Annotated in this window: 23 protein-coding genes and 1 pseudogene; 21 read left to right on the forward strand and 3 right to left on the reverse strand. The window is 63.1% G+C overall.

Annotated features, from left to right (window positions below; genetic code table 11):
- Window positions 1-171: 171 nt before the first annotated feature.
- The 21 genes from rpsJ (at window position 172) to rpmD (ending at window position 10,576) form a co-directional block, all read left to right on the forward strand.
- Window positions 172-492 (forward strand): 30S ribosomal protein S10, encoded by a 321-nt coding sequence (gene rpsJ / locus ACFDS3_RS08970; RefSeq protein WP_085853270.1) that lies wholly within the window; start codon window positions 172-174, stop codon window positions 490-492.
- Between the two features lie 2 nt (window positions 493-494).
- Window positions 495-1,367, forward strand: a complete 873-nt coding sequence (gene rplC / locus ACFDS3_RS08975) for a 50S ribosomal protein L3 (RefSeq protein ID WP_375262015.1) — start codon at window positions 495-497, stop codon at window positions 1,365-1,367.
- Window positions 1,364-1,984 (forward strand): 50S ribosomal protein L4, encoded by a 621-nt coding sequence (gene rplD / locus ACFDS3_RS08980; RefSeq protein WP_375262016.1) that lies wholly within the window; start codon window positions 1,364-1,366, stop codon window positions 1,982-1,984. Before rplC ends, rplD begins: the two co-directional genes overlap by 4 nt.
- A complete protein-coding gene (locus tag ACFDS3_RS08985; RefSeq protein WP_085853267.1) occupies window positions 1,981-2,277 on the forward strand; it encodes a 50S ribosomal protein L23 in 297 nt (98 codons plus the stop codon). Before rplD ends, ACFDS3_RS08985 begins: the two co-directional genes overlap by 4 nt.
- A gap of 120 nt (window positions 2,278-2,397) precedes the next feature.
- Window positions 2,398-3,240 (forward strand): 50S ribosomal protein L2, encoded by an 843-nt coding sequence (gene rplB / locus ACFDS3_RS08990; protein WP_375262017.1) that lies wholly within the window; start codon window positions 2,398-2,400, stop codon window positions 3,238-3,240.
- A 3-nt stretch (window positions 3,241-3,243) separates the two neighbouring features.
- A complete protein-coding gene (gene rpsS, locus ACFDS3_RS08995; protein ID WP_375262018.1) occupies window positions 3,244-3,522 on the forward strand; it encodes a 30S ribosomal protein S19 in 279 nt (92 codons plus the stop codon).
- A gap of 4 nt (window positions 3,523-3,526) precedes the next feature.
- On the forward strand, window positions 3,527-3,907 hold the full coding sequence (rplV, locus tag ACFDS3_RS09000; protein WP_375262019.1) for a 50S ribosomal protein L22: 381 nt from the start codon (window positions 3,527-3,529) through the stop codon (window positions 3,905-3,907).
- Window positions 3,907-4,614 carry a 30S ribosomal protein S3 gene (gene rpsC, locus ACFDS3_RS09005; protein ID WP_375262020.1) on the forward strand — a complete coding sequence of 236 codons (708 nt, stop codon included), beginning with the start codon at window positions 3,907-3,909 and terminating at the stop codon, window positions 4,612-4,614. Before rplV ends, rpsC begins: the two co-directional genes overlap by 1 nt.
- Window positions 4,615-4,627: 13 nt before the next feature.
- Window positions 4,628-5,041: a 50S ribosomal protein L16 gene (rplP, locus tag ACFDS3_RS09010; protein WP_375262021.1), complete on the forward strand. Its 414-nt coding sequence runs from the start codon at window positions 4,628-4,630 to the stop codon at window positions 5,039-5,041.
- A 277-nt stretch (window positions 5,042-5,318) separates the two neighbouring features.
- Entirely contained in the window at window positions 5,319-5,939 is a 621-nt protein-coding gene (locus ACFDS3_RS09015; RefSeq protein ID WP_375262022.1) for a 2OG-Fe(II) oxygenase family protein, read from the forward strand.
- Between the two features lie 250 nt (window positions 5,940-6,189).
- Window positions 6,190-6,405 carry a 50S ribosomal protein L29 gene (gene rpmC / locus ACFDS3_RS09020; protein WP_375262023.1) on the forward strand — a complete coding sequence of 72 codons (216 nt, stop codon included), beginning with the start codon at window positions 6,190-6,192 and terminating at the stop codon, window positions 6,403-6,405.
- A gap of 4 nt (window positions 6,406-6,409) precedes the next feature.
- Entirely contained in the window at window positions 6,410-6,739 is a 330-nt protein-coding gene (rpsQ, locus tag ACFDS3_RS09025; RefSeq protein ID WP_375262024.1) for a 30S ribosomal protein S17, read from the forward strand.
- Window positions 6,740-6,826: 87 nt separating this feature from the next.
- Window positions 6,827-7,195, forward strand: coding sequence for a 50S ribosomal protein L14 (gene rplN, locus ACFDS3_RS09030; protein WP_085853257.1), 369 nt, complete (start codon window positions 6,827-6,829; stop codon window positions 7,193-7,195).
- The gene (rplX, locus tag ACFDS3_RS09035) at window positions 7,195-7,500 is read left to right on the forward strand and encodes a 50S ribosomal protein L24 (protein ID WP_375262025.1); all 306 of its coding nucleotides are present in this window, start codon (window positions 7,195-7,197) and stop codon (window positions 7,498-7,500) included. Before rplN ends, rplX begins: the two co-directional genes overlap by 1 nt.
- Window positions 7,500-8,060 (forward strand): 50S ribosomal protein L5, encoded by a 561-nt coding sequence (gene rplE / locus ACFDS3_RS09040; protein ID WP_375262026.1) that lies wholly within the window; start codon window positions 7,500-7,502, stop codon window positions 8,058-8,060. Before rplX ends, rplE begins: the two co-directional genes overlap by 1 nt.
- A gap of 17 nt (window positions 8,061-8,077) precedes the next feature.
- Window positions 8,078-8,383, forward strand: coding sequence for a 30S ribosomal protein S14 (gene rpsN, locus ACFDS3_RS09045; RefSeq protein ID WP_375262027.1), 306 nt, complete (start codon window positions 8,078-8,080; stop codon window positions 8,381-8,383).
- Window positions 8,384-8,398: 15 nt separating this feature from the next.
- On the forward strand, window positions 8,399-8,791 hold the full coding sequence (gene rpsH / locus ACFDS3_RS09050; protein WP_375262061.1) for a 30S ribosomal protein S8: 393 nt from the start codon (window positions 8,399-8,401) through the stop codon (window positions 8,789-8,791).
- Between the two features lie 10 nt (window positions 8,792-8,801).
- Complete coding sequence (gene rplF, locus ACFDS3_RS09055) at window positions 8,802-9,335, forward strand: 50S ribosomal protein L6 (protein ID WP_375262028.1); 534 nt, start codon at window positions 8,802-8,804, stop codon at window positions 9,333-9,335.
- A gap of 12 nt (window positions 9,336-9,347) precedes the next feature.
- Window positions 9,348-9,707: a 50S ribosomal protein L18 gene (gene rplR, locus ACFDS3_RS09060; RefSeq protein ID WP_375262029.1), complete on the forward strand. Its 360-nt coding sequence runs from the start codon at window positions 9,348-9,350 to the stop codon at window positions 9,705-9,707.
- Window positions 9,708-9,808: 101 nt separating this feature from the next.
- Window positions 9,809-10,384: a 30S ribosomal protein S5 gene (rpsE, locus tag ACFDS3_RS09065; protein ID WP_375262030.1), complete on the forward strand. Its 576-nt coding sequence runs from the start codon at window positions 9,809-9,811 to the stop codon at window positions 10,382-10,384.
- 3 nt (window positions 10,385-10,387) lie between these two features.
- Window positions 10,388-10,576: a 50S ribosomal protein L30 gene (gene rpmD / locus ACFDS3_RS09070; protein WP_085853250.1), complete on the forward strand. Its 189-nt coding sequence runs from the start codon at window positions 10,388-10,390 to the stop codon at window positions 10,574-10,576.
- 862 nt (window positions 10,577-11,438) lie between these two features.
- Here the strand turns inward: rpmD and ACFDS3_RS09075 are convergent.
- The 3 genes and pseudogenes from ACFDS3_RS09075 to ACFDS3_RS09085 form a co-directional block, all read right to left on the reverse strand.
- Window positions 11,439-11,992 (reverse strand): annotated as a pseudogene (locus tag ACFDS3_RS09075) (integrase core domain-containing protein); the annotation flags it as partial.
- 673 nt (window positions 11,993-12,665) lie between these two features.
- Window positions 12,666-13,820, reverse strand: a complete 1,155-nt coding sequence (argE, locus tag ACFDS3_RS09080) for an acetylornithine deacetylase (protein ID WP_375262031.1) — start codon at window positions 13,818-13,820, stop codon at window positions 12,666-12,668.
- Window positions 13,817-14,992, reverse strand: coding sequence for a M24 family metallopeptidase (locus ACFDS3_RS09085; protein ID WP_375262032.1), 1,176 nt, complete (start codon window positions 14,990-14,992; stop codon window positions 13,817-13,819). The genes argE and ACFDS3_RS09085 overlap by 4 nt, the downstream gene beginning before the upstream one ends.
- Window positions 14,993-15,065 lie beyond the last annotated feature (73 nt).

The raw sequence follows: 15,065 nt of genomic DNA on the forward strand, positions 1-15,065 counted from the left end.
GGCGGCCGCACCGTCGGCGCCGGCGTCGTCTCGAAAATCATCGAGTAAGACGCGCAAAAGCGTGTCGCGGGGTGCGCCGTCAAGGCGCACCTTTTCCAATTCGGTCCGACGTGGGCGGGGAATGAGCCCGGTCCACCTCTCGACCGCCACCCTGCCCAGGGAATGAGAACAATGGCCGCAAGCCAGAATATTCGTATCCGCCTCAAGGCGTTCGACTACCGGGTGCTCGACAGCTCCACCCAGGAAATCGTCTCGACCGCCAAGCGCACCGGGGCGTCCGTACGCGGACCGATCCCGATGCCGAACAAGATCGAGAAGTTCACCGTCCTGCGTGGTCCGCACGTGGACAAGAAGTCGCGCGATCAGTTCGAGATCCGCACTCACAAGCGGATGCTCGACATCGTCGATCCGACGCCTCAGACCGTGGACGCGCTGATGAAGCTCGACCTCGCGGCCGGCGTCGCCGTTGACATCAAGGTTATGGGGGCCTGAACATGCTGCGCTCTGGTGTTATAGCCAAGAAGGTCGGCATGACGCGGATCTTCCAGGAAGATGGCCGGCAAGTACCCGTCACCGTCCTGCAACTCGACAAACTTCAGGTTGTTGCACAGCGCACGGCCGAGAGCCACGGCTACACGGCCGTCCAGCTCGGCGCGGGCAATGCGAAGCCGAAGAACGTATCCAAGGCCATGCGCGGTCATTTCTCGATCGCCAAGGTCGAGCCCAAGCGCAAGATCGCCGAGTTCCGGGTCGCCCCCGAGAACATGATCGACGTGGGCGAAGAGATCACCGCGAACCACTACTTCGAGGGCCAGTTCGTCGACGTATCCGGCACCTCGATCGGTAAGGGCTTCCAAGGTGCCATGAAGCGGCACAACTTCGGTGGTCTGCGCGCGTCGCACGGCGTGTCGATCTCGCACCGATCGCATGGTTCGACCGGTCAGTGTCAGGACCCCGGCAAGGTGTTCAAGGGCAAGAAGATGGCCGGCCACATGGGCGCCGCCCGCGTGACTACGCAGAACCTGCAGGTCGTGCGCACCGATGCCGACCGTGGCCTGATCATGGTCAAGGGCGCGGTCCCGGGGTCGAAGGGTGGCTGGGTCACGATCAAGGACGCGGTCAAGAAGGCCACGCCCGAAGGCGTGATCTATCCCGCCGCGCTGAAGTCGGCTGCCGAGGAAGCCGAGCGCGCCGCGCAGGCCGCCGCCGAGGAAGCCGCCGCCGCCGAGGCTGCGGAGCAGGAGCGTCTTGCCGCTGAGCAGGCTGCGCAGGAAGAAGCCGCCCTCGAAGAGGCTCAGGCCGACCTCGCGAACGAGCAGTCGGATGCCGACAACTCGGATGCCGAGAAGAAGGAAGGTGACCAATGAAAACGGATATCCTGACGCTCGACGGCGGCACGAACGGGTCGGTCGATCTCGATGACGAGATCTTCGGCCTTGAGCCGCGGGCCGACATCCTGCACCGCGTGGTCCGCTGGCAGCGGAACAACGCGCAGCAGGGCACGCACAAGGTGAAGACCCGGTCCGAGACCAGCTATTCGACCAAGAAGATCTACCGGCAGAAGGGTACCGGTGGCGCACGCCATGGTGACCGAAACGCGCCGATCTTCCGGAAGGGTGGCGTCTACAAGGGCCCGACTCCGCGGTCGCACGGCCACGAGCTGACCAAGAAGTTCCGCCAGCTGGGGCTCAAGCATGCGCTGTCTTCGAAGGCGCGTGAGGGCAACCTCATCGTCATCGAGTCGGCCGACTTGGCCGAAGCAAAGACCAAGGCGCTTGCGTCGAAGGTCAAGGAACTCGGCTGGAAGCGCGCCCTCGTCATCGATGGCCAATCGGTGAACGAGAACTTCGCCAAGGCTGCCCGGAACCTCGAAGGCGTTGACGTGCTGCCGTCGATGGGCGCCAACGTGTACGACATCCTCAAGCGTGATACCCTCGTGATCACCAAGGCGGGGATCGAAGCTCTGGAGGCTCGTCTGAAATGAGCGATAAGATCAAGCACTACGACGTGATCCGGAAGCCCGTGATCACTGAAAAGGCGACGATGGCGTCCGAGCATGGTGCCGTGGTGTTCGAAGTGTCGAAGGATGCATCGAAGCCCGAGATCAAGGCCGCTGTCGAAGACCTGTTCAACGTCAAGGTGAAGGCCGTGAACACGACCATCACCAAGGGCAAGGCTAAGCGGTTCCGCGGCATCATGGGGCGCCGGAACACGGTCAAGAAGGCGTATGTCACGCTCGAAGAGGGCAATACCATTGACGTGACCACGGGCCTGTAATAGCAGGCCACATCTTGGCGGCCCTGGGGTAACTCGGGGCCGCTTCGTTTGGGGACCTTCGGGGCCCTTCACCATCCGCGGCCCATCTTCGGGTCGCCACAGAAACGGAAGACAGAAAGCATGGCACTCAAGTCGTACAAGCCGACGACGCCGGGCCAGCGCGGGCTGGTTCTGATCGACCGTTCGGAGCTGTGGAAAGGTCGCCCTGTCAAGGCCCTCACCGAGGGTCTGAAAAAGCACGGCGGCCGGAACAACACCGGACGTATCACGATGCGCCGCATCGGTGGCGGAGCCAAGCGGCTCTATCGCGTGGTCGATTTCAAGCGGAACAAGCACGACGTCGAGGCTGTCGTCGTTCGGATCGAATATGACCCGAATCGGACCGCCTTCATCGCGCTGATCCAATACACCGATGGCGAGCAACGCTACATCTTGGCGCCGCAGCGCCTGGGCGTTGGCGACAAAATCATCTCCGGCGCCAAGGTCGATGTGAAGCCCGGCAACGCGATGCCGTTCCAGGGCATGCCGATCGGCACGATCGTTCACAACATCGAGCTCAAGCCCGGCAAGGGCGGCCAGATCGCACGCGCCGCGGGCACCTATGCCCAGTTCGTCGGCCGTGACGGCGGCTACGCGCAGATCCGCCTGTCCTCGGGCGAGCTTCGCCTGGTGCGCCAGGAATGCATGGCGACGGTTGGCGCGGTCTCGAACCCCGACAACTCGAACCAGAACTTCGGCAAGGCCGGCCGGTCGCGCCACCAGGGCAAGCGTCCCTCGGTTCGTGGTGTCGTCATGAACCCGATCGACCACCCGCATGGTGGTGGTGAGGGTCGGACCTCGGGCGGTCGTCACCCGGTGACGCCGTGGGGCAAGCCCACCAAGGGCGCGCGCACCCGTAACAAGAACAAGGCGTCGCAGAAGCTCATCGTGCGCTCGCGTCACGCCCGCAAGAAAGGCCGGTAATCGATGTCTCGTTCCGTCTGGAAGGGGCCTTTTGTCGACAGCTATGTCCTCAAGAAGGCCGAAAAAACCCGCGAGTCGGGCCGCAACGAGGTCATCAAGATCTGGTCGCGCCGCTCCACCATCCTGCCGCAATTCGTCGGCCTTACCTTCGGTGTCTACAACGGCAAAAAGCATGTGCCGGTGAACGTGACCGAAGAGATGATCGGCCAGAAGTTCGGCGAATACTCTCCGACGCGGACTTATTACGGTCACGCTGCGGACAAGAAAGCCAAGAGGAAGTAAGCCAATGGCGCAGGAAAAGAATCCCCGCCGCGTGGCCGAAAACGAGGCGATGGCGAAAACGCGGATGCTCCGCACTTCGCCGCAGAAGCTGAACCTCGTGGCCGGTCTCATCCGCGGCAAGAAGGTCGAAAAGGCCCTGCAGGACCTTACCTTCTCGAAGAAGCGCATCGCGCTCGACGTGAAGAAGTGCCTTCAGTCGGCCATCGCGAATGCCGAGAACAACCATAACCTTGACGTTGACGAACTCGTCGTCGCCGAGGCTTATGTGGGCAAGAACCTGGTGATGAAGCGCGGCCGTCCGCGTGCTCGTGGGCGTTTCGGTCGCATCGTCAAGCCATTCTCGGAAATCACGATCAAGGTCCGCCAAGTCGAGGAGCAAGCCTGATGGGTAACAAGGTCAACCCGATCGGCATGCGGCTTCAGGTCAACCGGACCTGGGACAGCCGCTGGTATGCCGACACGAAGAACTACGGCGATCTCCTCCTTGAGGACGTTGCAATCCGCGAGTTCATCAAGACGGAGTGCAAGGCCGCCGGCATCAGCCGTGTGATCATCGAGCGTCCGCACCGAAAGTGCCGCGTCACGATCCACACCGCACGTCCCGGTGTCATCATCGGCAAGAAGGGCGCGGACATCGAGACGCTGCGCCGCAAGCTGTCGAAGATGACCGATAGCGAGCTGCACCTGAACGTCGTCGAGGTTCGCAAGCCGGAACTCGACGCCACGCTTGTGGGCGAGTCGATCGCTCAGCAGCTCGAGCGGCGCGTGTCTTTCCGTCGTGCCATGAAGCGTTCGGTCCAGAACGCCATGCGCATGGGTGCGCTTGGCATCCGCGTGAACCTCGCCGGCCGTCTTGGCGGCGCCGAGATTGCGCGGACCGAGTGGTATCGCGAGGGCCGGGTGCCGCTGCACACGCTCCGCGCCGATATCGACTTTGCGAATGTCGAGGCGAAGACGGCTTACGGGATCATCGGGATCAAGGTCTGGATCTTCAAAGGCGAGATCCTTGAGCATGATCCGCAAGCCCGCGACCGCCGCGCCCAGGAACTGCAAGACGGCCCGACGCCCCGTGGCGCCGGCGGCCGTCGCTAAGGAGGGCTAAGCCATGCTTCAGCCGAAGCGCACAAAATTCCGTAAGATGCACAAGGGCCGGATTCACGGCGAAGCGAAGGGCGGGTCTGACCTGAACTTCGGGTCGTTCGGTCTGAAGGCGGTCGAGCCGGAGCGCATCACCGCGCGGCAGATCGAGGCCGCTCGTCGTGCCATGACGCGCCACATGAAGCGTCAGGGCCGTGTCTGGATCCGCATCTTCCCGGACGTCCCTGTGACGGCGAAGCCGATCGAGGTTCGCATGGGTAAAGGTAAAGGCTCCGTCGACCGCTGGACGGCCAAGGTGAAGCCGGGTCGCGTGATGTTCGAGCTCGACGGTGTAACGGATAACGTTGCTCGCGAGGCGTTGCGCCTCGCGGCGATGAAGCTGCCGATCAAGACGCGGGTTGTTGCTCGGGAAGACTGGTAAGCCAGTCGACCTGCAAGAGACGCGAGAGGCACCCTCTGCTGCGACGGCGGCAGGGGGTGTTTCTTTTCCATCGCGACGGATATCTGCGGCGCAGGATGTGGAGAGGAACCGCGCCTCTACCTGGGCCTGCGGCGCGACGCCTGGAATGTCCGGCTCCGCGACCTGTGCGACGAACGCGGAGGCCGATAACACGCTGCGCATCCCAGCTGGCAGCTTTGCTTCCGGACTTCTCAATGCCGCTCTCGCCAACGCGCAGGCGGCGGGGTAGAGGAGCGCTATGACCCAGATTTCATCGCTCTTCGTGACCCGCCTCTACCGCGCTCCCCTCGGGGCGCACGGCCCCGCAATCGATCCGCGCGAGATGGAAGCGACGTGCTTCTCCGTCGCAGAGGATGATGAGGCGGGCCAGGAATGGTGCGAGGAGAACGGATATCCTGGCTATACCTCCTACGCCTCGCTCACCGACCTTCCGTGGCGTATGCCGATCTTCGGGGACCTGGTGAAGTCGCTGAATGCCCATGTTGCGACTTTTGCAGAGGAACTTGAGTTCGACCTAGGGGAGGGGCGGCTGGAACTCGAGGATCTCTGGATCAACATCCTCCCGGAAGGCGGAAGCCATTCCGGCCACCTTCATCCGCACTCGGTGATCTCGGGCACGACCTATGTTGCCATGCCGGAAGGGACGAGCGCGATTCGCTTCGAGGACCCGCGGTTCCCGATGATGATGGCCGCGCCGCCGCGCCGGAAGGATGCAGCGCAAGAGTTGAAGAACTTCCACTACGTGGCGCCAGAGGTTGGCGAGGTCCTTCTTTGGGAGAGCTGGCTGCGCCATGAAGTGCCGATGAACATGGCCGAAGAAGAACGAGTCAGCGTCAGCTTCAATTATAAGTGGGTCTGAGCGCTTCAACGGCTGGTCAGTAATCATCGAAGGCTGGCGGGATCATCGACTTGAACGCGGCGTCGCTGAACCCGAAACCACTGAAGTAGCGGCGCTTTCGGCGTATGGCCAGCGGGTCGGAAATGGATGGTTGCATCGCAGCTGAGATGCGCCTATACGGCCCGCTCATCTACCTCCACCGGGAAACAGGGTGACCCCGACGCGGTATCGGACAGGGGCCTGCCGGTGATGTTGACGAAGGAGACCGCGAATGGCGCTCGACGCCCAAGACCTTCGGGGCAAGACCCCGGACGAGCTGCGTGATCAGCTTGCCCAGCTCAAGAAAGAGCAATTCAACCTGCGCTTCCAGCAGGCAACGAACCAGCTTGAGAACACCGCCCGCATGCGCCTCGTCCGCCGTGACGTCGCGCGGGTGCAGACGATCCTGAACGAAAAGGCGCGCGACGCCGCCAAGTCGGAGGCCTGAGACCATGCCGAAGCGTATCCTCAGTGGCGTCGTGACCTCGAACCAGAACGCCCAGACCGTGACCGTCTCCGTCGAGCGTCGCCTGACGCACCCGATCTACAAGAAGACGATCCGGAAGTCGAAAAAGTACCGTGCGCACGACGAGAACAATCAGTTCAACGTTGGTGACAAGGTCAGCATCCGGGAATGCGCCCCCAAGTCGAAGACGAAGCGGTGGGAAGTCATGACGGATGAGATGATGCAGGCCTATCTCTCCGAGAAGGCCGAAGCTGCCAAGGCACAGCAGGTGTCCGACGAGCAGCGCCATGAAGAGAGGGAAGCGGCCGAACACTGATCGGTCGTTCATCCGGGGCCCTCGCGGCCCCGGTTCCATTGAGCGAAACCCCAGGGCGAGAGTCCCTGAAGGTCGGGAGACACATCCATGATCCAGATGCAGACCAATCTGGATGTCGCTGACAATTCCGGTGCTCGGAAGGTTCAGTGCATCAAGGTCCTCGGCGGGTCGAAGCGGAAATATGCCTCTGTGGGCGACGTCATTGTCGTCTCGGTGAAAGAGGCGATTCCTCGCGGCCGCGTCAAGAAAGGCGACGTGCGCAAGGCCGTCGTCGTGCGCACCGCCAAGGAAGTGCGCCGCGAAGACGGCACCGCGATCCGCTTCGATCGCAACGCCGCCGTAATCCTCAACAACAATGGCGAGCCCGTCGGCACCCGTATCTTCGGGCCGGTGGTGCGTGAGCTTCGTGCCAAGAACTACATGAAGATCATCTCGCTTGCCCCGGAGGTGCTGTAATGGCTGCCAAACTCCGCAAAGGTGACAAAGTCGTCGTCCTTGCCGGCAAGGACAAGGGCAAGCAGGGCGAGATCCAGCAGGTTATGCCCGCCAAGGGCAAGGCCGTGGTCGAAGGCGTGAACGTCGCCATCCGCCACGTGCGCCAGAGCCAGACGAGTCAGGGCGGTCGCACGCCCAAGGCAATGCCTATCGACCTGTCGAACCTCGCGCTCATCGACACCAACGGCAAGGCCACCCGCGTCGGCTTCCGCGAGGAAGACGGCAAGAAGGTCCGCTTTGCCAAGACCACGGGAGACGCGATCTGATGCTCGACCAAGCAAATTATACCCCGCGTCTCAAGGCGAAGTTCCGCGACGAGATCCGCCCCGCTCTGAAGGAGGAATTCTCCTACAAGAACGACATGCAGATTCCGCGTCTCGAGAAGATCGTGCTGAATATCGGTGCGGGCTCAGAGGCGGTTCGCGACTCGAAAAAGGCCAAGACTGCCGCCGACGACCTGACCCGCATCGCCGGTCAGCAGGCCGTCATCACCAAAGCCAAGAAGTCCATCGCGGGCTTTCGGGTGCGTGAGGACATGCCGATCGGTGCGAAGGTAACCCTTCGTGGCGACCGGATGTACGATTTCCTCGATCGCTTCGTCACCATCGCGCTGCCGCGCGTCCGTGACTTCCGTGGCGTGAAGCCGGCCTTCGACGGCCGGGGCAACTTCGCCATGGGCATCAAGGAGCACATCGTCTTCCCCGAGATCAACTTTGACCAAGTGGACGAAGTTTGGGGCATGGACGTCATCATCGTCACCACCGCCGAAACCGACGCGGAAGCCAAGGCGCTGTTGAAGCATTTCAACATGCCCTTCAGCAGCTGAGCCTGGGAAGGAATATCATGGCCAAGAAAGCAATGATCGAACGCGAGAAGAAGCGTCAGGCTCTGGTGGACAAGTATGCCGCCAAGCGTGCCTCGCTGAAGGAAGTCGCTCGCGACGAAGAGCGGCCGATGGAAGAGCGGTTCAAGGCCCAGCTGAAGCTGGCCAAGCTGCCGCGGAACTCTTCGGCTACCCGTCTGCACAACCGTTGTCAGCTTACGGGCCGTCCCCACGGCTACTATCGTAAGCTAAGAATGAGCCGGATCGCGCTCCGGGACCTAGGCTCTTCGGGCCAGATCCCCGGCATGGTCAAGTCGAGCTGGTAAGGAGGATTACACATGATGAACGATCCTCTCGGCGATATGCTGACCCGTATCCGCAACGCGCAAATGCGCGGCAAGTCCACTGTCCGCACGCCGGCCTCCAAGCTTCGCGGCTGGGTGCTCGATGTGCTCCAGGCCGAGGGCTACATCCGCAGCTATGAACATGCGACCGACGAACGGGGCCACCCCGTCATCGAGATCTCCCTCAAGTACTACGAGGGGACGCCTGTCATCAAAGAGATCAAGCGCGTCTCGAAGCCCGGCCGCCGCGTCTATATGGGCGTGTCGGATATTCCGTCGGTCCGCCAGGGCCTTGGGGTGTCCATCGTCTCGACCGCCAAGGGCGTGATGTCGGACCAGGCCGCGCGCTCCGCCAATGTCGGCGGCGAAGTACTCTGCACCGTATTCTAAGGAGGGAGAAATGTCTCGTATCGGAAAACGTCCCGTCGAGCTGCCCTCGGGTGTCGAGGCGAACATCGATGGTCAACGGATCGAAGTGAAGGGCCCGAAGGGCTCCCGCTCGTTCCAAGCCACGGACGACGTGACGCTGGCGGTTGAAGACAACGCCGTTACCGTCACGCCGCGCGGCAACTCGAAGCGTGCGCGCCAGCAATGGGGCATGGCCCGGACCAACATCGCGAACCTCGTGCAGGGCGTGACGTTGGGGTTCAAGAAAGAGCTTGAGATCACGGGCGTTGGTTACCGCGCTCAGTTGCAGGGCAACGTCCTGAAGCTGAACCTGGGCCTCAGCCACGATGTGGATTTCGAGGTGCCGGAAGGCGTAACCGTCACTGTTCCCAAGCCCACCGACATCATCGTCGAGGGCATCAACGAGCAGCATGTCGGCCAAGTCGCCGCGAACATTCGCGACTGGCGGCGTCCTGAGCCCTACAAGGGCAAGGGCATCCGCTATAAGGGCGAGTTCATCTTCCGTAAGGAAGGCAAGAAGAAGTAAGGAGCCGGACACATGGCAAACAGCAAACTCCAGCTGTTCCAGAAACGCCGCCTGCGCGTCCGGAACAAGCTTCGCAAGGTGAACACCGGGAAGCTTCGGCTCTCGGTTCACCGTTCGAACAAGAACATTCATGCCCAGCTGATCGACGACGATCAGGGCGTGACGCTCGCCCACGCCTCGACCCTTGAGAAGGATCTGGGCATGGTCGGCAAGAACAACGTGGATGCGGCGGCCAAGGTCGGCGCTGCCATCGCGGAACGTGCCAAGGCGAAAGGCGTCGAAGAGGCGTATTTCGATCGTGGTGGCTTCCTCTATCACGGCTCCATCAAAGCGCTCGCGGATGCGGCGCGCGAAGGTGGTCTGAAGCTGTGACCGCGCAGGCCGGGGGCTGCCCCCGGCCTCGATGATCCGGGCCTTCGGGCACCAGGATTGGAATATAAAGGGCCGAACGGCCCGAACCGGAAGGAGCTGGCATGGCCAGAGAAGAGCGCCGGAACAATCGTCGCGACCGCGACGAAACGCCGGAATTTGCTGATCGCCTCGTCGCGATCAATCGTGTGTCCAAGACCGTCAAAGGCGGCAAGCGCTTCGGTTTCGCCGCGCTCGTCGTCGTGGGCGACCAGCGGGGCCGCGTCGGCTTCGGCAAGGGCAAGGCCAAGGAGGTTCCCGAGGCCATCCGCAAGGCTACCGAGTCTGCCAAGCGCAACATGATCCGCGTCCCGCTGCGCGACGGCCGTACGCTGCACCATGACGGCCTCGGCCGCCACGGCGCTGGCAAGGTCGTGATGCGGACCGCGCCGCAGGGTACCGGCATCATCGCCGGTGGTCCGATGCGTGCGGTGTTCGAGATGCTGGGCGTCCAGGACGTCGTCGCGAAGTCGAACGGTTCGCAGAACCCCTACAACATGATCCGTGCCACGCTGGACGGCCTGCGGAACCAGGCATCGCCGCGTTCTGTGGCACAGCGCCGCGGCAAGAAGGTCGCCGACATCCTGCCCAAGCGCGACGAGCAGCCGGACGCCTCGACCCAAGTCGCGGAGGAGGCGTAAGCCATGGCCAAGACCATCGTCGTCAAGCAGATCGGATCGCCGATCCGCCGCCCTGCAGTTCAGCGCCAGATCCTCGTGGGCTTGGGGCTGAACAAGATGCACCGCACCCGCGAACTCGAGGATACGCCCTCGATCCGGGGCATGGTGAACAAGGTCCCGCATCTCGTGCAGATCGTCGAAGAGCGTGGCTGAGAGTGCCTCTTCGCTGTGACATGGAATGTCACAGTCAGCGGAGTCATTTTGCAATGTGGGGTATGCGTCCTGCCGGCCTGCCGACTGAAAAGTCGGCAGGCCCATTTCTTTCCGCATTGCTCCCGTCTGAATCTCCCGCCGGCGGGGGACTGGCGGAGAGTTCGATGTGCCGTTCGTCCTCATCGTTAGCGATGGTGCCCGGTCTTGAAGGCACGAAAGCTCTTGATCCAGAGACGGATAAACCCGTCGAAAATTGTGAGAGCTTGAATAGCTTCAAGCATGCGCGTGGGCCCCGGCGTCTCAGGCGACGCGGATTTCACCTGCTGCGTTTCTCCCGACGAGGTTAATTGCGGGATAGAACGGGCTCGGCGAATCACGCCCTTCGTGAGGCGTGGCGCGGCCGAGAGGAGGCGACGTCCGCCCATGGCCGATCCGGCGGTCGCGCGGAGCGTCGCTCACTACAAGAGGAAGGCTGAGAGCGGCGACAACCTCCGTTGATAGAGTGACGCGCTCGAGTTTGCAGGTGATCCGACTGCATGGAAAGATGGTCGTGTCCTCATCTGTCAGCACCTCCGGAGCAACTCGGCCGGGGGGCAGACAAGCTTGCTGTGGAACAAAGCCTCCGAGGACGGAGCGCTTCGGCAAGCTCCACGCAGTAGCGCGAGATGTCTCCAGCTTGATGCCGCTGGCTGTGCTGCAGAGCATGAATTTCCGCGAAGCTGAGGCCTTTCCTCCGTAGCAAGCCGAACCGTCAGCCGAAAAGCGCGTGGATGGGCCATGCTTTGCTCCTGTCGTGTAGCCGCTGATCTGAGACCTGGCTCTCCTCCGGATTTCCGGAGAGTCCGCAGGTTGATCTCCGGGGCTACGCGGCGCGCGTTTCCAGTCCCTTCCTTGCCATCAACTCGGCTGGTGGGATGTTCCCGAGGCCAGAAGGCGGGCTGTGGTGGTTGTAGTCGTGCTGCCAGGCGCGGATCTGCTGCCCGACCTCGCCGAGGGTCGAGAAGTGGGTCTCGTTCAACAGCTCGTCCCGGAAGCGCCGTTGAAGCTCTCGACGAAGCCGTTCTGCATCGGCTTGCCGGGCGCGATGTGGTGCCGCTCGACGCTGGTGCGCTGGCACCAGGACAGGATCGCCACCGAGATCAGCTCCGTGCTATTGTCGCTGACCACGATGGCCGGGCGCCCTCGCTCGGCGATCACGGCGTCGAGTTCCCGTGCGACGCGATGGCCCGACAGCGAGGTGTCCGCCACCAGCACCGGGCATTCGCGGCTGTAGTCGTCGACCACGGCCAGAACCCGGAACCGGCGCCCGTCTGTCAGCGCGTCGCTGACGAAATCGAGGCTCCAGCGGATGTTGGGCGCGTCTGGCAGCAGCATCGGCCGACGCGTGCCGAGGGCCCGCTTCCGGCCACGCCTGCGGGGCAGCCACGTCGCAATTCAGCCGACCTCCACTTTCATGACGGCTTTCCACGAGCGCGTCAGTATTGACCAGCGGGGTGGCCGCAGCTTTCGCGAAGGCGTTACGTACATCAATGGCGCCGCTCCGATTGCGAGCCGCGTACCCTGATGAACATATGGCGCGTGCATACAGTGTCTTCGACTGGACGCCCTATAAGCTGCCTCTGGAGGGGGAGGCAGTCCCCGAGGCGGGCGCCGAGGTGGTGCTCCTGCACAGAGCCGCAGCAGCTCAGGCACATCGCGGTGTCGGGGGTGGTCAAAGGAATCCTTGTGCCGAAGAGGCGCGCTGGCCGGGTCGTTCGCAAAACCCCACGGATGCGGATGGTGTCCATCAGCCGTCGCAGCCGAAGGGCACGGGCCAAGAATCTGGCCGCATCAAACAGGCAGAGGCCTTGGGCGGGGCAATCCGGAAAGATGGAAACCGCCGGCGGGACGACGGTGCTCCCCTGCCTGACCTGTCAAGGGTTCTCCATCAAACGTGGCGGTTCCACGCCATGCCGATGTGAGCGAAGCTTCAGGGTCGCCGAGGGCCAAGAAGGGAAAAGGGAGCGACAGGCTCCTGCCGCCCGTGTCCTGCAACTCGAACTGACTCTCGGATTCGCGAGGGCGTTTTCTCACCTGCGCTAGGCGTCCGTCAACGCAGCTGGGCGTTCAGCTTTTCCAGCATCCCGAGGCAAGCGGCGAGCTGGTCCGTCTCGACAAATTCATTCGCCTTGTGCGCCTGCTCGATCGACCCCGGACCACAGACGACCGCTGAGCACCCGAGGGACTGGAACAGACCGGCTTCGGTTCCGAAAGACACGAGGGCTGCGCCGTCGTCTCCGGTCAGATGCGCCACGATCTCGCGCGCTTCGTTATCCGTCAGCGGTTCCAGGCCCGACACCTCGCCAATGGTTGTGGTCTCGATATCAGCCTCCGGTCGAATTTTCCGCATGGCCGGAAGCAGTATCTTGTTGCAGTAGTCGCGCATCGTGGCGGTGGCATGCTCCTTGTCGGCGGCGTTGATCGCTCGAAGCTCCCACTCGACTGTTGCGAGACCGGCGATGACGTTCCGGGCGGTGCCGCCCTCCATCCGGCCGACCTGCGCGGTAGAGTAGGGCGGTTCGAAGCGGCACCCTTCGGGAGCTCGATCCTTCAATTCCTGCCGCAGATCGAGAAGGCGCGCAGCGAAGCGGGTGGCGTATTCGATGGCCGAAACGCCGCGCTGAGGGTCGGAAGCATGGCCTTCGAGCCCGTGGAAAGTGGTCGTATATTCGCAGCACCCCTTGTGGCCTTCGATGATCCGCATCGACGTGGGCTCGCCGATGATTGCGGCGGCGGGGCGTAGAGCCTCGCGCTTCAGGAGCGCCACAAGATCCTGCGCACCAAGGCAGCCGATCTCTTCGTCATGGGTCAGTGCAAAGTGGACGGGGCGGCGGAGCGTTCCTTGTGCATAGAGCGGCGCGACAGCAAGGGCGCAGGCGAGGAATCCCTTCATGTCGCAGGCCCCGCGCGCATAGAGGCGGCCGTCAGCCTCGCGCAGCCTGAAGGGGTCGGAGGTCCAGGTCGCCTCTTCCGCGGGCACCACATCCGTGTGACCGGACAGGACAATGCCGTCGTCGCCCTCGGGGCCGATCGTTGCGAAGAGGTTGGCCTTGCCGTCTTCGGGCGCGGCCAGAACCCGCACACGCGCGCCGATGCTCTCCAGCTTTTCGGCATACCAGTCGATGAGGTCGCGATTCTGCAGGTGCGACACCGTGGGAAACGCCACAAGGCCGGCGAGGTGCTGCTTTGCGATCCCAAGGCTCATCGCTTGACGATCAGCTTGCGCGGATAGTCGCAGAGGCATTCGGCGGCGCCGTCTTCGCGGATCAGGATCGTCTCCGTGATCTCAAGGCCCCAGTCCTCCATCCAGAGGGCGGGCATGAAGTGGAGTGTCATGCCGGGGCGCAGGAAGGTATGGTCGGTCTCGCGGATCGAGACGGTGTGCTCGCCCCAGTCGGGCGGATAGGACAGGCCGACGGAATAGCCGACGCGCCCCTGCCGGTCGATGCCGTGCTTTGCCAGCGTCGACTTCAGCGCGATCGCAATGTCCATGGCGCGGTTGCCGGCGCGGGCAGCCTCAAGCCCCGCCTCGATCGCTTCGATCAGGGCCGCTTCGGTGTCAAGAACCTCCTGTGGCGGTGTTCCGAGGTAGACCGTGCGGCAGAAGGGGGCGTGGTAGCGGCGGTGGCATCCGGCAAGCTCGAAGAATGTCGCCTCGCCCTTCTGGAAGGGGCGGCCGTCCCAGGTCAGGTGTGCGGCGCTCGCGTCGGGGCCCGAGGGCAGCAGGGGGACGATGGACGGATAGTCGCCCCACGCGTCGTCGGTACCCATGATGGCGTCGCGGTAGATCTCGGCCACAAGCTCGTTCTTCGCCATCCCGGGTTCGACCCGCTCCATGATCCCGCGGATCACCTTCGAAGAGATCCCGGCGGCCTTGCGCATCACCGCCAGTTCCTCGTCGGACTTGACGATGCGCTGCCAGTTCACCGCGTTCGTGGCGTTGGTGAAAACGGCCTCGGGCATCTCTTCGAGCAGGACCTCGTGGGCGCGGGCGGTATAGTAGTAGTTCTCTTTCTCGACGCCGATCCGTGCGCGCTCCAGCCCCTTGTCGCGGAAAATTGCGGCGAGGGTCTGCATCGGGTGGCGCTCGTCCGACTGGATGTAATCGTCGGTGTAGTCCCAGATATGGGTCGGGGCCATCCAGACGGTTCGGCGCGCACCATAGGCGTTCATTCGGCGGCCCCACCAGATCGGGTCGTCGTCGTGCAGGATCAGCACGCCCTGGTGAACGTAGAAGGACCAGCCGTCATAGCCGGTCAGCCAATTCATGTTCGAGGGGTTCGTGACGAACAGCGCGTCCAGTCCCTCCTTCTCCATCGCGGCGCGGGTCAGCGCGAGGCGGCGGACAAATTCGGCGTCGGAGAAGCGGTCTTTCACAGAAGCCCCCATCGTGAACCACCCTCGAGGGGAGGACAAAGCGCCGTCCGGGTCAAGGGGTTGGAACACCACC

Source organism: Palleronia sp., from assembly GCF_042089775.1.
Lineage (GTDB): Bacteria > Pseudomonadota > Alphaproteobacteria > Rhodobacterales > Rhodobacteraceae > Palleronia.

What these genes read in the sequence shown, in the direction of transcription:
- rpsC (WP_375262020.1), top strand. Translation starts at nt 3,907, where the DNA reads ATGGGTAACAAGGTCAACCCGATCGGCATGCGGCTTCAGGTCAACCGG.
- rplX (WP_375262025.1), top strand. Translation starts at nt 7,195, where the DNA reads ATGGCTGCCAAACTCCGCAAAGGTGACAAAGTCGTCGTCCTTGCCGGC.
- rpmC (WP_375262023.1), top strand. Translation starts at nt 6,190, where the DNA reads ATGGCGCTCGACGCCCAAGACCTTCGGGGCAAGACCCCGGACGAGCTG.
- argE (WP_375262031.1), bottom strand. Translation starts at nt 13,820, where the DNA reads ATGAGCCTTGGGATCGCAAAGCAGCACCTCGCCGGCCTTGTGGCGTTT.
- rpmD (WP_085853250.1), top strand. Translation starts at nt 10,388, where the DNA reads ATGGCCAAGACCATCGTCGTCAAGCAGATCGGATCGCCGATCCGCCGC.
- rplF (WP_375262028.1), top strand. Translation starts at nt 8,802, where the DNA reads ATGTCTCGTATCGGAAAACGTCCCGTCGAGCTGCCCTCGGGTGTCGAG.
- rpsQ (WP_375262024.1), top strand. Translation starts at nt 6,410, where the DNA reads ATGCCGAAGCGTATCCTCAGTGGCGTCGTGACCTCGAACCAGAACGCC.
- rplC (WP_375262015.1), top strand. Translation starts at nt 495, where the DNA reads ATGCTGCGCTCTGGTGTTATAGCCAAGAAGGTCGGCATGACGCGGATC.
- rplB (WP_375262017.1), top strand. Translation starts at nt 2,398, where the DNA reads ATGGCACTCAAGTCGTACAAGCCGACGACGCCGGGCCAGCGCGGGCTG.
- rpsE (WP_375262030.1), top strand. Translation starts at nt 9,809, where the DNA reads ATGGCCAGAGAAGAGCGCCGGAACAATCGTCGCGACCGCGACGAAACG.
- rplV (WP_375262019.1), top strand. Translation starts at nt 3,527, where the DNA reads ATGGCGCAGGAAAAGAATCCCCGCCGCGTGGCCGAAAACGAGGCGATG.
- ACFDS3_RS08985 (WP_085853267.1), top strand. Translation starts at nt 1,981, where the DNA reads ATGAGCGATAAGATCAAGCACTACGACGTGATCCGGAAGCCCGTGATC.
- rpsN (WP_375262027.1), top strand. Translation starts at nt 8,078, where the DNA reads ATGGCCAAGAAAGCAATGATCGAACGCGAGAAGAAGCGTCAGGCTCTG.
- ACFDS3_RS09015 (WP_375262022.1), top strand. Translation starts at nt 5,319, where the DNA reads ATGACCCAGATTTCATCGCTCTTCGTGACCCGCCTCTACCGCGCTCCC.
- rplE (WP_375262026.1), top strand. Translation starts at nt 7,500, where the DNA reads ATGCTCGACCAAGCAAATTATACCCCGCGTCTCAAGGCGAAGTTCCGC.
- rplD (WP_375262016.1), top strand. Translation starts at nt 1,364, where the DNA reads ATGAAAACGGATATCCTGACGCTCGACGGCGGCACGAACGGGTCGGTC.
- rplR (WP_375262029.1), top strand. Translation starts at nt 9,348, where the DNA reads ATGGCAAACAGCAAACTCCAGCTGTTCCAGAAACGCCGCCTGCGCGTC.
- rpsS (WP_375262018.1), top strand. Translation starts at nt 3,244, where the DNA reads ATGTCTCGTTCCGTCTGGAAGGGGCCTTTTGTCGACAGCTATGTCCTC.
- rpsH (WP_375262061.1), top strand. Translation starts at nt 8,399, where the DNA reads ATGAACGATCCTCTCGGCGATATGCTGACCCGTATCCGCAACGCGCAA.
- rplP (WP_375262021.1), top strand. Translation starts at nt 4,628, where the DNA reads ATGCTTCAGCCGAAGCGCACAAAATTCCGTAAGATGCACAAGGGCCGG.
- rpsJ (WP_085853270.1), top strand. Translation starts at nt 172, where the DNA reads ATGGCCGCAAGCCAGAATATTCGTATCCGCCTCAAGGCGTTCGACTAC.
- rplN (WP_085853257.1), top strand. Translation starts at nt 6,827, where the DNA reads ATGATCCAGATGCAGACCAATCTGGATGTCGCTGACAATTCCGGTGCT.